The sequence below is a fragment of the Kribbella sp. genome, assembly GCF_035687465.1.
Taxonomy (GTDB): Bacteria; Actinomycetota; Actinomycetes; order Propionibacteriales; family Kribbellaceae; genus Kribbella.
Map to the genome: position 1 here is coordinate 16,459 of NZ_DASRXP010000757.1, position 14,502 is coordinate 30,960.

Sequence of the window (14,502 nt, forward strand, 5' to 3'; positions counted from 1 at the left end):
CTCTTCTTCCTAGTGCGGGTTGATTACCGGCTGAAGCCGGCGGTGAGGCCGCTGAGCAGTTGGCGGCGGCCGATCGCGTAGAGAATGACGATGGGCAAGGTGGTCAGCACGACCGAGGCGAGCACGGCCGGCACGTTGACGGAGTACTGGCCCTGGAAGGTCCACAACGCCAGGGGAAGCGTTCGCTTGTCCGGGCTCTGGGTCAGGATCAGCGGCAGCAGGAAGCCGTTCCAGACCGCGAGACCGTTGTAGATGCTGACCGTCACGAGCGCGGGTCTGGTCAACGGATACGCGAGCGAGCGCAGCATCCCCCACTCGGTGGCGCCGTCGACGCGCATCGACTCGAAGAGCTCCTTGGGCACGTCCCGGATGAAGTTCGTCAGCACCAGCACCGACAGCGGGATCGAGAACGCGATCGACGGCAGGATGATCGCGAGCAGGCTGTCGTAGAGCTGCATCCGGATGATCAGCAGGTAGACCGGGATGATGGTGGCCTGCAGCGGGATGGCCAGTCCCATCAGGAACAGTCCGTTGATGCCGGCCAGGAAGCGGCTGCCGGCGCCGCGGACGATGGCGTAGGCCGCCATGAACGAGATCGCCACCGCGGGGATGATCGTGCCGGCCGTGACGATCACGCTGTTCAGGAAGTAGCGCGGGAAGTCCGACTCGATGACCAGCTTGTAGTTGTCGAAGGTCGGGGCGGTGGGCAGGGCGAAGGGGTTCTGGGTGAAGTACGCGCTCTGGGCCTTGAAGCTGGTGACGACGATCCAGTACAGCGGGATCAGGACGATCACCAGCCACAGCCAACCCGCCGTACCGCCGAACCAGTTGAGATGGACCAGGCGGCGCGCGAAGGACCTCCCGCCACGCGCCTGCCGCGTCGCCGTACCAGTGCCGGTGGTCACCACGGCCATGTCAAGCTCCTTCCTGCTGGCTGGCCGTCGTACTGCCGCCGAGCCGGCGCAGCAGCAGGGCCATCACCAGGCCAAGCAGCACGATCATCGCCGCGATCACACTCGCCGGGCCCATCAGGTTCGCCTGGAAACCACGCTTGTACATGTCGAGGGCGAGCACTCTGGTCGCGTCGCCGGGACCGCCCGCCGTGAGGACGAAGATCAGGTCGAACGAGGTCAGCGACCCGACGACCATCAGCGTCGAGGACGTGATGATCGTGTACTTCAACTGCGGCAGGGTGATGCTGAAGAACTGCCGGATCGGCCCGGCGCCATCGATCGACGCGGCCTCGTACATGGTGGTCGGGATCTGCCGGACGCCGCCCTGGTAGATCAGCGAGTGGAACGGGATGAACTGCCACGAGACGATGAAGATGACGACCCCGACGGCGAGCGTGCTGTTCCCGAGCCAGTCCTGGGTGAGGAAACCCAGATGCAGGCCGGGACCGAGTCCGAAGTTCGGGTCGAGCAGCGCCTTGTAGGTGATCGCGATCGCTGCCGAGCTCAGCAGCAGCGGGATGAAGTAGAGGACGGCCAGAAAGGCGCGGTAGCGCTGGCGACCGGCGAGGAAAACGCCGAGCAGCAGGCTGAGCGGGGTCTGCACCACCCACGACAGGATCATGATCTCGAACGTCACGAACACCGAGTGCGGCAGCGCCGGATCGCTCAGAACCGAGCGCCAGTTGGAGAAACCGGCCGGCCGGATGGCGCCGAGACCGTCCCACTGAGTGAAGCTGAGCACCAGTACGCCGACCAGCGGGACGACGCCGAACAGCACGAACATCGCCAACGCCGGGAGCGCCATCCACGCGACCGGGCCGCTCCGCCCGGCGCGCGTGGTCCGCACGGCCGGTGCCCGGGACGGAGCGGCCATCGTCACTTGCCGATCACCGCGTTCATGCTGGACGCGAACTGTTGCGGCGAGATCGAGAGCTGGAACAGCTTCGCGATGTTGTCGAGCAACGTCTCCGCCGCGGTCGGGCTGAGCGCCTGGTCCCAGGACTGGGCGAAGGTCTTCGCGTTGGCCGACGTGTCGTAGACGAAGTTGAGCCAGGCCGCATCGTTCTTGTCCGTCACCGAGGCGAGCTTCGCCTTGGCTGTGGTGACCACCGGAATGCTGCCGGACTTCACCCAGGCATCCACCGAGGCGTCGTCGAGGGTCGAGGTGGACAGGAACTTCTTCGCGGTGTCCTTGTCCTGATCGGTCGCCTTCGAGGAGATCGAGAGGTACTGGCCAGGGTTGCCGACGGTGTCGCTCGGGTCGCCCTTGCCACCATCGACCGGCGGGAAGTTCATGTAGCCGAGGTGCCCGCCGGTGACGAAGTCGCCGCCGTCGGCCTTCATGCTGCCGTAGGTCCAGGCGCCGTGCAGCATCATCGCGGCCTTGCCGGTGTAGAGCAGGGCCTGGTCGGCGTTGGAGTCGGCAGTGATCGAGGAGAACCCCTTGATGAAGCCGTTCGCCTTGATCAGGTTCTGCATCTCGGTGAGCGCCTGGATCGCCGACGGATCGGACCACCCGTTGGCCTTGCCGTCGAAGATGTTCTGGAAGACCTCGCTGCCGCCGATCCGGTCGAAGAGGAACTCCAGCCACATCATGTTGGTCCAGCGGGACTGCCCGCCGAGCGAGAACGGCGCGATGCCGGCCGCGTTGAACTTGGGGACCAGGTCCATGATGTCGCCCCAGGACGCCGGCGGCTGCACCCCGACCTTCTCGAAGACGCTCTTGTTCCAGTACAGGACGATCGGCGTCGTGGTCTCGACCGGCATCGCATAGATCTTGCCGTTGACGGTCGCGGCACCGAAGGCCGACGGGAAGATCGAACTCTTCAGCGCGGCGTTCTGCCCCATCCAGTCGGTCAGATCCTCGACCTGACCGGCATCGACGTAGCTCTTCAGCCCGCCGCCACCCCAGCCCCAGATCAGGGTGGGACCCTGTGCGGCACCGATCGCCGTCTTGATCTTCTGCTTGAACGCGTCGTTCTGGAACTCGGTGGACTTGATCTGCGTGCCCGAGTTCGCGTCGTTGAACCTCTTGACCTGCGCCTCCCGGATGGCCTGCTGAGGCTGGCCGGTGAGGAACCAGTACGTCGCGCTGCCCGCTCCGCCGCTCGATCCGCCCGAGCTCTGCGGTCCGGACGTGCCGCAGGCCGCGAGGGTGGCGGCCAGCCCGGCAGCGCCGGCTGTGAAGCGGAGGAAGTTGCGCCGGGAGGTGGTGATGGGATCCACGGTTGTCTCCGTACTCCACACCGCGGACCACTCCGTGGCATGGGGGTTGTCAGGTCTGAGCCTGTCAAGCGAATACTACTATGTTTCGTAACGTAGATTTCGCTCACACTGCTGTCAAGGTCTTGAAGATAAGCCTTTCCTGGGACACAGTGAGCCGTACGAATACGCCCAAGAGGCAGGCGAAACGAACCAGAGGCAAGCTGAGTTCCCGCACTGCGGCGGGTCACCGAAGATGTCACGAAACATTTCGAAACTTCTCAGCTTGACGGTCGTAGAGTAGGGAGACTTTTCGTGGCGACTACTGTCCCAACCCCAGCGGATCGTCCGTGGCAGAACAGCGCGCTGCCGGCCGAGAAGCGGGCCGAGCTCCTGCTGCAGGCGATGACGCTGGAGGAGAAGGTCGCCCAACTGGGCAGCCGGTGGGTGGGCAACGACATGGCCGACACCGAGGTGCCTGCCGAGGAATCCCTGAACGTGGCTCCCCTGCAGGACGTCTTCGCGAACTCCGGGGCGACCTCCCTGCAGGAGGCGAGCCGGCACGGGCTCGGGCATCTCACCCGGGTCTGGGGCAGCGCTCCCCTCACGGTCGAGGAGGGCCTGGCCGAGCTGATGCGCCAGCACCAGGTCGTCCTCGAGGGATCCCGGCTGGGCGTCCCCGCGCTGGTCCACGAGGAATGCCTGACCGGCTTCACCACGTACGGCGCGACCGTCTACCCGGCCGCGATCGCCTGGGGAGCCACCTTCGACCCCGACCTGATCGAGCGGATGGCCGCCGCGATCGGACGGGACATGGCCGCGGTCGGGGTCCACCAGGGCCTCTCCCCCGTCCTCGACGTCGTCCGCGACTACCGGTGGGGCCGGGTCGAGGAGACCATCGGCGAAGACCCGTACCTGGTCGCGATGCTCGGTTCCGCCTACGTCCGCGGACTCCAGAGCGCCGGCGTCATTGCCACCCTCAAACACTTCGCCGGGTACTCCGCGTCGCGGGCGGCGCGCAACCACGGGCCGGTGTCGATGGGTCGACGAGAACTGCTCGACGTCATCTTGCCGACCTTCGAGACCGCGATCGCGACGGCCTCCGCAGGCTCGGTGATGAGCGCGTACTCCGACATCGACGGCGTACCGGCCGGGGCGGATCCGTGGTTGTTCACGGAGGTACTCCGCGAAGCCTGGGGCTTCACCGGCACTGTCGTGTCCGACTATTGGGCGGTGCCGTTCCTCGCCTCCATGCATCATGTGGCGGCCGATCCCGACGAAGCGGGCGCACTGGCGCTGACCGCCGGCACCGATGTGGAACTGCCTGACGCTCTCGGCTTCGGCGCCGGTCTGATCGAGCGGGTCAAGTCCGGTCAACTCTCCGAGGACCTGATCGACCGCGCGGCCAGGCGTCTCCTTCTCCAGAAGGTCCAGCTCGGGCTACTCGACCCGGATTGGACCCCCGAGGGCTCCGTCCGGTCAGGAGGGGTGGAGCTCGACTCCGCGGCGAACCGCGCTCTCGCTCGCGAGTTGGCCGAGCGCTCGGTGATCCTCCTCGACGCAGGGTCCGCCTTGCCCCTGCTGGGCGAGGACCGGCCGGTACTACGACGGGTGGCCGTGGTCGGGCCATGCGCGGGTGACCCCAAGACGTTCATGGGTTGCTATGCCTTCCCCAATCACGTGCTGCCGCGGTACCCGGATCGCGGGCTTGGAATCGAGGTACAGAACGCTTTTGAGGCACTGCAACAGGAGCTCGGGAGCGCTGAGCTCGTGTACCAGCAGGGTTGCGCGGTCCAGGGTGACGACCGGTCCGGATTCGAGGCGGCTGTCGAGGCAGCTCGCGGCGCGGATCTCTGCGTCGCCTACGTCGGGGACCTGGCCGGACTGTTCGGACACGGCTCGTCCGGCGAGGGCTGCGATGCCGAGGACCTGCGGCTGCCCGGCGTACAGAGCTCGTTGCTCAACGAGCTCCTAGACACCGGTACTCCGGTGGTCGTGGTGGTCGTGTCCGGTAGGCCCTACGCCCTCGGCGATTTCGTGGATCGCGCTGCCGGTCTGGTTCAGGCCTTCATGCCTGGCGAGGAGGGTGGCGCGGCGATTGCCGGCGTACTGAGTGGCCGACTCGTGCCGAGCGGCAAGCTGCCGGTGCAGATCCCGCGGCACCCGGGCGGGCAGCCGAATACCTATCTGCAGCCCGCGCTTGGCAGTGTGGAGAGTGCTGGGATCAGCGATCTGGATGCGGCCCCGTTGTTCGCCTTCGGTTTCGGCGGGTCGTACACCAGGTTCGAGGTCGACAACCTGCGCCTCAGTGGCACCGAGGTCCCGACCGACGGCGAGTTCAATGTCGTTGTCCGGGTTCGCAACGTCGGTTCTCGTCCGGGCGATGAAGTTGTTCAGCTCTACCTGCACGATCTGCTGGCACGGGTTGCCCGGCCGCTGAAGTTGCTCACCGGCTTCGTGCGGGTGTCGCTGGAGCCAGGTGCGGGGGTGGATGTCACGTTCCGCGTGCATGCGGATCGCACGTCGTACACGTCGACTGACCTCCGGCGGATCGTCGAGCCGGGCGACCTCGAAGTACTGGTCGGCACCTCGAGCGCGGACCTGCCGTGTCGCGGCCTGGTTCAACTCACTGGGCCGGTGCGCGAGGTCGGTCACGATCGTACGATGGTCACCCCTGTCGACCTGACGCCGATCGCCGGCGAGACCTCCACGCCCGGAGGAGCAGCGTGAGGAGGTACCGCAGTTGAGACGCCGCGTCACGCTGTCGACTGTCGCGACCTCCGCCGGGGTCTCCGTCGCGACAGTCTCCAAGGTGCTCAACGGCCGGAGCGACGTCTCGGAGGCGACCCGGGCCAGGGTGCAGGAGGTTCTCCGGCAGCATGACTACGTCGGGCGGCGCCCCGAGCCGATCGAGCGGGCCACGGTCGAACTGTTCTTCCAAGGCGTGATGACGAGCTACTCGTTGGAGGTCGTCCAGGGCGTTCTGGAGGAAGGCAAGGCAGCCGGCGTGGACGTCGTGGTGAGCTCGCGCCCGCGGATGCCGAGCACCGGCCGGGCCGCGAAATGGGTGCGTGAGTTGACCGCCACCGGGCGACGCGCGGCCATCGGCGTCACCAGCGACCTGACCGCTGCCGACCTTGCCGCTCTGTCGCGGGCGCGCCTGCCGCTGGTCGTCGTCGACCCACTCAACGTCGCGCAACCGGACGTGACGAGCGTGGGATCGACGAACTTCGCGGGCGGCCTGGCAGCCACACAACACCTGCTGTCGCTGGGACATCGGCGCATCGCCTACCTCGGCGGACCGCCCACCGCAGGCTGCAACCAGGCGCGGATGAACGGCTTCCGCGGCGCAATGGAGGCCGCGGGCGCACCGGTGCCGAAGGAGTACGTGCGCTTGCACGACTTCCTGTACGACGATGGCCTGCTCGGCGGCGCAGCCCTGCTGGACCTGCCGGAACCACCAACCGCGATCTTCGCCGGAAGTGATGAAGTAGCGCTCGGAGTGATGGAAGCCGCCCGGGCCCGCGGCCTCCGCGTCCCCGAAGACCTCAGCCTGGTGGGCTTCGACGACACCCAAGTCGCAAGACTCGCCTCCCCACCCCTGACAACAGTCCGGCAACCCCTCCAGGAAATGGGAGCCGTCGCCCTACGAACAGCACTCCGCCTAGCGGCAGGCGAGAAGGTCGACTCCCACCACGTCGAGCTCGCCACCCGACTCGTAGTACGAGGCTCTGCCGCCGAACCCGCCCGCCTGCCATCCGCCGCTTTGTCGTAGGCGATCGGTGGTTGTCACGGGTGCGTGGGGCACCATACTCAGCTCCAGCACCGTCCGTGGTGTGGGGGATTTATTCTGTAGTTTTCTTAGGGGCTGGGGGGCTTTGCTATGCATTCATTGAAGTTGCTGCGTGCTGCGCTGATGACGGTCGTGGTCGGTGTCGGCCTGGTGGCTGCGCGCAAGTAGCCGGCGCGGCAGAACCATCGAGCGCGGTCGAGGTCAGCGCGACCTCGCTGGCGCCGGGTGACACGTTCACCGTCACCCAGACGGTTTCCAACGGCCAGGCGTTCACGATCAACGGCGCCAAGGCATCGCTGCGCGCCAAGGAACTGCTGCTCAGCGACGTCGCCGACCTGGTGTCGTGCACCGGGACGATCGTGCCCTGCCGAGTGTTCGGCGGCAGCTACCGGGGCGAGCTCGGCGACGTGCCCGCCGGCGAGAGCCGGATCGTGGTGTTCACCTTCAAGATCAAGGAAGACGTCGCGGTGGCGCAGTTCACGCTGCAGCACCAGTTCGTCGGCGACGACTTCTCCTTCGAGACTCTGGACGGACCGGTGTTCTCGATCCAGCTGCACCAAACCGACCTCGCGGTGTCGCTGAACGCCTCGGCGCGCGGGCTCCTCGTGTCGCGGGTCACCTACACGATCACCGTGAAGAACAACGGCCCAGCCACCGCCGGCACCATCCGGCTGACCGCCACCTTCCCAGCAGGACTCGTGTACTCCGGATCCTCGGACTGCACGCGAGTCCCCGGGACCAGGACACTCACCTGTGATGTCGCAACCCTGGCCACCGGCGCCACCGCCACCAAGCGGTTCACCGCAGACGCCGGACTCCTCACCCTCGGCACCCTGGTGGCCTCGGCCGAGCGGACCCAGAGCACCCCGGGCGATCCGAACCCGTCCAACGACCGCGCAACCCGATCCTGCGCAGCACTGACCGGCCTCCTGATCAGGTGCTGATACTCGTCACTTGACCATCACATGACTGACCGGTGTCCTCCGCGGACACCGATCAGTCGCGTGCCTAGCGATCGATGAAGTTGGTCACGTATTCGATGAACGACTCGTAGTACTGGAAGTGCGATCCGTGGTTGGAGTCCGGGAAGAGGATCAGCTCCGCGTTGGGCAGGTTCTGTTGCAGGATGTACGAGTTGACGGTCGCGACGACGATGTCGTTACTGCCGTTGACCACCAACGCCGGCTGCGGGATCTCCTTGAGGTAGTCGAAGCTGCCCCGCTCGGCCGTTCCCCATGCACGGGCGGCCACCAGGTGCGCGTTGACCGTGGCCTCCGAAACGGGGAGGTCCCGATCCTCGGTTCGCGCCCGGACGCGCTCGAGGAACCGGCGGCCGGCGGCCTGACTCGACTCCGACGGGGTGAAGAAGATCGGTAGCCACATCAGATCCTGCGGGTCATAGACCTTGCCGAACAGCGGTGCGACGTCCGGATTCAGCTGGCCCATGCCGTCTCCGCCGCGCGGACCGGTGCCCACGAGAATCAAGCGCCGGACGAGGTCGGGTCGATCGACGGTGAGCTGCTGAGCGACGTATCCCCCCATCGAGAAGCCGAACAGATCGACCTGCTCGAGACCAAGAGCGTCTATCAGCGAGGCTGCATCCCGGGCCATCTCGGCCACGGACTCGGGCGCTTTGCCGGTGCTCAGTCCGACTCCGGCGTTGTCGGTGAGGATCACCTCGCGGCCGAGGGCGAGCGCGTCGGTGATCGCGGGATCGTAGTTGTCGAGGTTGCCCATGAAGTGCTGGAGCAACACGATCGGAGTACCGGCCGGGTTGCCGAAGCGCCGGTAGGCGAAGCGGACCCCGTCGACCTCGACGAACTGTGTCGGTGCGGTGTTGTGCGTGGGTGCGCTACTCAAAGCAGACTCCTTTGATGGATCAGTTGGCACTGTGACCGCCGTCGACGTTGAGGATGTGACCGGTGATGTACGACGCCTGGTCCGAAGCGATGAAGACGATCGCGTCGGCGAGCTCTTCCGTGCGGGCGAGGCGCCCCAGGGGAACCTCCGTCACCAGAGCCGCCTTGCTCTCGGGCGTGCCGGTGAAACGGGTCAACATGCCGGTGTCCGTCGGCCCGGGCGCGACGCCGTTCACGCGGATTCCCGAGTTGGCGGTCTCCAACGCCACCGACTTGGTGATGCCCTCGACGGCGTGCTTGCTGCCGACGTAGACCGACGCTCCGGCGGCACCCTCGTGCCCATAGGTCGAGGAGATGTTGATGATGCTGCCGCTCCCCTGCTTCTGCATGACCCGGACTTCGTGCTTCATGCTCAGGATCACGCCGAGAACATTCGTGTCGAACGTCTCGGCATAGGTCTGAGCGGTCTGCTCCGTGATCGGACTGGGCCGGCCTTCGGTGCCGGCGTTGTTCACGGCGATGTCGAGACGGCCGAAGCGAGCCACGGTCTGGTCGACCAGCTCCCGGACTTCGTCCTCGTTGCGGACATCGGCGTTGATGAACTCGGCCTCCGCGCCGAGAGAGCGCAGTTCCTCGGCGAGTTCCTTGCCGGCCCCGTCGCGCCGACCGGCAACGACCACCTTCGCGCCCGACCTGGCGAAGGCGACGGCGCTCGCGCGGCCGATGCCGGTGAGCCCTCCGGTGATCAGAATGACGGGCTTTTCCATGTCTTCAGCTCCTGTGAGGTATGACTTGAGAGATATGGCATCTGGCTGCCATGTCCGCAAAGCTAGGCGCGTGGGGTGGGAATGAAAAAGACTTTGTTGGCTGGTGGCATACCTGACAGGCATGGGAGTGCAAATGGAGCTGCGACATCTTCGGTACTTCGTCGCCGTGGCCGAGGCCGGCAGCCTCACCGAAGCGGCCGAGCGGCGACTGCACACCTCACAGCCGTCGCTGAGCCGGCAGATCCGGGACCTGGAGAAGGAGGTCGGCGTCGACCTGCTTTCGCGCAGCGTTCAGGGGGTCGAGCTGACCCCCGCGGGCAAGGGCTTCATCGATCACGCCCGCCAGGCGCTCATGCACGTCGACGCCGCCGTCGAAACGGCACGCCGGGCCGCGCAACCAGCTCGGAAGACATTGGCCATCGGCTTCCAGACCGGGCACGAGATGAACTGGCTGCCTCCGGCCATGCAGGTGCTGCACGACGAACTGAAGAACATCGAGGTCGTCGTCTCCAGCGACTACTCGCCGGACCTCGCGGAAGCGCTCGCCCGCGGCCGGCTGGACCTGGCCTTCCTGCGCGTGGAGCCTGGCTATGACCTCGAATACATCGTGGTGGACCGGGAGCCGCTCATCGTGCTGATGCCGAGCGACCATCGCCTCACCACACGGGACGCGATCCGCCCGCAGGATTTCGTCGGTGAGATCTTCATCGGTGGTTCGAACAAGGCCACCGTGCTGCATGCCGTCACCGAGGACTACTTCCGCCGCATGGGGCTCGACATCAAACTGGATCACGGAGTCGACAACCTGGCGATGGTCATGTCCCTGGTCGTATCAACCCGCGGGCTGGCGCTGATGCCGGAGTACGCCAAGAACCTGTTGCCGCCGTCCGTGGTCAGCCGTCCGCTGGACGGCGAAACCCCGACGATCGAGATAGCGGTGGGCTACAGCAAGCTGAACACCTCACCAGTCCTCAAGCTCTTCCGCTCACGGCTCGACGAACTGGTCCGGCCGAACCAGAAGCACTGACTCCGAGGTCGCTGAGTTCTTGACACAGAGGTCCGATGTATTCGAGACTCGGCCCGGGTCACGGGCGGGTAACCCGTCGTTATTTCTAGGTATTCATAGGATGTTTCGTGTGAACTGCCGGATGCTTCGGAGGGGCCTATGTCTCGGATCGCGATGCTTGGGATGGCGCTTGTGTTAGCCGGAGGTGGTTTGGGTCCCGCAGCCGCGGCGTCGGCTGCAGCGCCGGTGATCGTCGATGTGGCTGCCTTCGGCGCCGATCCCACCGGCCGGACCGACTCCGCCCCTGCGGTCACCGCGGCGTTGCGGCACGCGAAGAGCCTCGGTCGGCCGACGAAGATCGTCTTCTCGAAGGGCACCTACCAACTGTTCCCCGAGCAGGCCGAGACGCGTGAGCTGTACGTGTCCAACACCGTCGGCGCAGACCAACGGTACCGGGACAAGAAGATCGGGCTGCTCGTCGAGGACATGCGCGACGTCACCATCGACGGTCGCGGCGCGAAGTTGGTCTACCACGGTCTCCAGACGGCGTTCGCCTCGATCCGCTCGACCAACGTGACGTTCACGAACTTCTCCTTCGACTACGCCGCACCGAAGGTCATCGACGCCACAGTCGCCGCCGCGGGCGTGACCGACGGACGTGCGTACCGCATCCTGTCGATCCCTGCCGGCAGCCCGTACCGGGTGGACGGTACCCACATCACCTGGCTCGGCGAGACCAGCCCGGCCACCGGTACGCCGTACTGGTCGGGCGTCGACGGCCTCCAGTACACCCAGATCCACGACCCGGTGGCGCAGCGGACTTGGCGCAGCAGCAACCCGATGTTCACCGACGTCGCCGCGGTCACCGACCTTGGCGGGCGCAAGATCCGGATCGACTACACGACCGCGACCCCGCCGTCGGACGCCGGGCTCGTCTACCAGATGCGGCTGATCGAGCGGGAGGAGCCGGGCGCGTTCATCTGGGAGTCGAAGAACGTCACGATGCGCTCGCTGAACGCCCACTACCTGCAGACCTTCGGCATCGTGGGCCAGTTCAGCGAGGACATCACCATCGACAAGGTGAACTTCGCACCGGACCCGAAGTCCGGCCGGACCACGGCCTCGTTCGCCGACTTCGTGCAGATGTCCGGCATCAAGGGCGAGGTCAAGATCACCCGGAACGTCTTCGACGGCCCGCACGACGACCCGATCAACATCCACGGCACCTATCTCGAGGTCGTCGATCAGCCGGCGCCGAACACGGTCACCCTCGCCTACAAACACCGCGAGACGGCAGGCTTCCCGCAGTTCTACCCCGGCAACGAGGTGGAGTTCGTCAACAAGCGCACGATGACCCCGCTCGCCGGCGGCCCGGCCGTCGTCACCGCGGTGGACGGGCCGAGCGGGATGGACCACACCAAGCCGCTGACCACCATGACCGTCACCTTCGACCGGCCGCTCCCGGCCGGAGTCGAGATCGGCGGCACGGTCGCGGAGAACATCACCTACACACCGTCCGTCCTCATCTCCGACAACGTCTTCCGCAACGTGCCGACCCGCGGCGTCCTGGTCACCACCCGCAAGCCGGTGCTGATCACCGGCAACCGGTTCGACGGGATGACCATGTCCAGCATCTACATCTCCGCCGACGCCTCCTCGTGGTACGAGTCCGGGGCCGTCGCCGACGTCACCATCCGCGGGAACCGGTTCACCAGGCCCAGCGGTCCGGTCATCTTCGTGGAGCCGACCAACAAGGTGGTCGACCCGGCGAAGCCGGTGCACCACAACATCTCGGTCGAGCAGAACAGATTCGAGATCAGTGACGTCACCGTCATCAACACCAAGAGCGTCGGCGGCTTCCGCTTCACCGGCAACACCGTCCGACGGCTGGACGGGCCGCAGCACCCGCCGTACACCTCGCCGCTGTTCACGTTCACCGGGACCTCAGACATCCGGGTCGCGGGCAACCACTACGACAAAGGGCTGAACACCGCCTTACCTGCACCAAATGTTGCTCTGGGCAAGCAAGCCACGCAGTCAGGTGTCGCCTATGACGGCATCGCCAGCCGAGCGGTTGACGGCAACCCCGACGGCAACTGGGGCGGGGAATCCGTCACCCACACAGCGGAACCGTCCAACCAGGCATGGTGGCAGGTGGACCTCGGCAAGAGCTACGCCATCGACGAGCTCGCGATCTGGAACCGAGCAGACTGCTGCGCCGAGCGCCTGGCGAACTACTGGGTGCTCGTCTCCGACACCCCGATCACCGGAGACTCGCTCGAAGCGGCACGCACGGCACCGGGCGTAACGGCCCTCCACCAACCGGGCCAGGCCGGACGCCCGACCATCGTCGACCTCAACACCCTGAGCGGCCGCTACGTCCGCGTCCAACTGGAATCCCCCACCGACCCACTATCCCTGGCCGAAGTCGAAGTGCGATCCCGCCAGGGCTAACAACTTCGTCAGGTCAGGGTCGCGTCCAGAGTGTCGGTGAGGGCTGCGATCGTGGCGGGTGACGGGGGCAAGTGCTGGGTCATCAGTACTGCGCCGATGCCGTGGTCGGGGTAGGAGTACCAGAGGGTGCCGAGGCCGCCGCCCCAGCCGTACCGGGCGGGTGTGCCAGGGCCGCGCTGACGTACCTGCACGCTGTATCCCCAGCCTTCGCCGCCGAGGAAGATCTGCGCGGACGGACCTGATCGCTGCTCCGGGGTGAGGCGGTCGATGGTCATCGCTTCAGCCTCGCCGGTCAGCAACGTCGCGACGAAGGTGAGGTAGTCGGACGCCGTGGAGACCAGGCCGCCGCCGGCGTGCGGGAAGGTCGGAAGCTCGAGCCAGTCGCTGTCGGACGCGTCGTCGAAGAGGGTCGTGCCATCGGTGAAGCACGGGATCAGGCGCTCGCGAGCATGCGGCGGTACGGCGAACCCGGTGTCGGTCATGCCGAGTCGGGTGAGGATGCGGTCGTCGAACAGCGTGGGCAGGTCGGTTCCAGTAGCGCGGGAGAGCAGTACGCCGAGCACGGAGTACGCGAACTCGTAGCGCCACTGCGTGCCCGGTTGCTCCATCAGCGGAAGCTCGGCGAATCGGCGTACCCACTCGTCCGGGTCGTGCGGGATCGCGGACGGCCTCGGCGGCCCCATGCCGAGTCCCGCGCCGACGGCCTTGTCCGCCACCGGGCAGGTGTCGACCTCAAACGCGAACCCGAATCCGAGCCGCATCGTCAAGAGATCCTCGACCGTCGGCGCTTTGTCGGCCGGCACGGTGTCGGTGAGCGGCCCGTTGAGCCGCCGTACGACCTGCCGCTCGGCCAACTCAGGCAGCCATCGCTCGATGGGGTCGTCGAGCGCAAGCACCTTGTCAGCGGCCAACTGGAGAGTGAGCGCGGCAGTCAGCGGCTTGGTCATCGAGCTGATCCGGAACACCGCGTCCGACCGCAGCGCCGCACCACCCGGCCGATCCACCCCGGCCGCGTGCACCCACTGCCGCTCGCCATCAGTCACCCCGACCACAGCGCCAGGAACCTCACCGGACTCGACCAACTTCTCGGCCGCCGCCACAACCTCCACAAACTCCCTCATCGCCAGCACACTACCGAACGGCGTACCAGACAGTTCTCGAAAGAGATCCACGAGGCTGGATCAGGTTTTGCTTCGTTCAGTCAGGAGGTGTGGCGCAAGAGGGCGTCCACGACGACCGGCCACGTCGCGCGCGGCACGCCCTGGCCGATGCCGGGGAGTGTGAGCAGCGTGGCGCCCGGGATCTCCGCGGCCAGCGCCACCCCGTTCCCGTGCGGGAAGAACGGATCCTCGTCCCCGTGCACCACCAGGGTCGGCGCGGTGATCTCGCCGAGCCGCTCCCGCCACCGTGGCCGGCAGTCGACAGCCGCGAACATGGTCCCGAGCTGACTCGCACGCTGCGCCTTCTC

The 14,502-nt window shown here is 66.5% G+C and carries 12 protein-coding genes; 5 read left to right on the top strand and 7 right to left on the bottom strand.

Annotated features, from left to right (window positions below; genetic code table 11):
* Positions 1–23: 23 nt before the first annotated feature.
* Genes VFG33_RS40860 through VFG33_RS40870 form a run of 3 tightly spaced genes read right to left on the bottom strand, consistent with a single transcriptional unit; the run spans position 24 to position 3,179 of the window.
* A complete protein-coding gene (locus VFG33_RS40860; protein WP_325058423.1) occupies positions 24–914 on the bottom strand; it encodes a carbohydrate ABC transporter permease in 891 nt (296 codons plus the stop codon).
* A gap of 1 nt (position 915) precedes the next feature.
* Positions 916–1,827 carry a carbohydrate ABC transporter permease gene (locus VFG33_RS40865; protein WP_325058434.1) on the bottom strand — a complete coding sequence of 304 codons (912 nt, stop codon included), beginning with the start codon at positions 1,825–1,827 and terminating at the stop codon, positions 916–918.
* Between the two features lie 2 nt (positions 1,828–1,829).
* Positions 1,830–3,179: an extracellular solute-binding protein gene (locus VFG33_RS40870; RefSeq protein WP_325058424.1), complete on the bottom strand. Its 1,350-nt coding sequence runs from the start codon at positions 3,177–3,179 to the stop codon at positions 1,830–1,832.
* A gap of 291 nt (positions 3,180–3,470) precedes the next feature.
* Between VFG33_RS40870 and VFG33_RS40875 the strand changes: the two genes are divergently transcribed.
* From VFG33_RS40875 to VFG33_RS40885, 3 genes are read left to right on the top strand one after another with little or no spacing between them, the layout of a single operon-like run.
* Positions 3,471–5,885 carry a beta-glucosidase gene (locus VFG33_RS40875; protein WP_325058425.1) on the top strand — a complete coding sequence of 805 codons (2,415 nt, stop codon included), beginning with the start codon at positions 3,471–3,473 and terminating at the stop codon, positions 5,883–5,885.
* A gap of 13 nt (positions 5,886–5,898) precedes the next feature.
* The gene (locus VFG33_RS40880) at positions 5,899–6,930 is read left to right on the top strand and encodes a LacI family DNA-binding transcriptional regulator (RefSeq protein ID WP_325058426.1); all 1,032 of its coding nucleotides are present in this window, start codon (positions 5,899–5,901) and stop codon (positions 6,928–6,930) included.
* Positions 6,931–6,986: 56 nt separating this feature from the next.
* The gene (locus tag VFG33_RS40885; RefSeq protein WP_325058427.1) at positions 6,987–7,892 is read left to right on the top strand and encodes a hypothetical protein; all 906 of its coding nucleotides are present in this window, start codon (positions 6,987–6,989) and stop codon (positions 7,890–7,892) included.
* A 64-nt stretch (positions 7,893–7,956) separates the two neighbouring features.
* On the opposite strand, the gene VFG33_RS40890 is transcribed toward VFG33_RS40885, so the two are convergent.
* Together VFG33_RS40890 and VFG33_RS40895 are read right to left on the bottom strand one after the other, a co-directional pair.
* A complete protein-coding gene (locus VFG33_RS40890) occupies positions 7,957–8,808 on the bottom strand; it encodes an alpha/beta fold hydrolase (RefSeq protein WP_325058428.1) in 852 nt (283 codons plus the stop codon).
* A gap of 19 nt (positions 8,809–8,827) precedes the next feature.
* On the bottom strand, positions 8,828–9,574 hold the full coding sequence (locus VFG33_RS40895) for an SDR family NAD(P)-dependent oxidoreductase (protein WP_325058429.1): 747 nt from the start codon (positions 9,572–9,574) through the stop codon (positions 8,828–8,830).
* 133 nt (positions 9,575–9,707) lie between these two features.
* Here VFG33_RS40895 and VFG33_RS40900 point away from each other — a divergent pair, with 133 nt between their 5' ends.
* Both VFG33_RS40900 and VFG33_RS40905 read left to right on the top strand, forming a co-directional pair.
* Positions 9,708–10,601: a LysR family transcriptional regulator gene (locus tag VFG33_RS40900; RefSeq protein WP_325058430.1), complete on the top strand. Its 894-nt coding sequence runs from the start codon at positions 9,708–9,710 to the stop codon at positions 10,599–10,601.
* Between the two features lie 189 nt (positions 10,602–10,790).
* On the top strand, positions 10,791–13,034 hold the full coding sequence (locus VFG33_RS40905) for a galactose-binding domain-containing protein (protein WP_325058431.1): 2,244 nt from the start codon (positions 10,791–10,793) through the stop codon (positions 13,032–13,034).
* An 8-nt stretch (positions 13,035–13,042) separates the two neighbouring features.
* Here VFG33_RS40905 and VFG33_RS40910 read toward each other — a convergent pair whose 3' ends face one another.
* Both VFG33_RS40910 and VFG33_RS40915 read right to left on the bottom strand, forming a co-directional pair.
* On the bottom strand, positions 13,043–14,155 hold the full coding sequence (locus tag VFG33_RS40910; RefSeq protein ID WP_325058432.1) for a serine hydrolase domain-containing protein: 1,113 nt from the start codon (positions 14,153–14,155) through the stop codon (positions 13,043–13,045).
* An 80-nt stretch (positions 14,156–14,235) separates the two neighbouring features.
* Positions 14,236–14,502: alpha/beta fold hydrolase (locus VFG33_RS40915; protein WP_325058433.1), on the bottom strand; the 267-nt coding region annotated here is incomplete at its 5' end.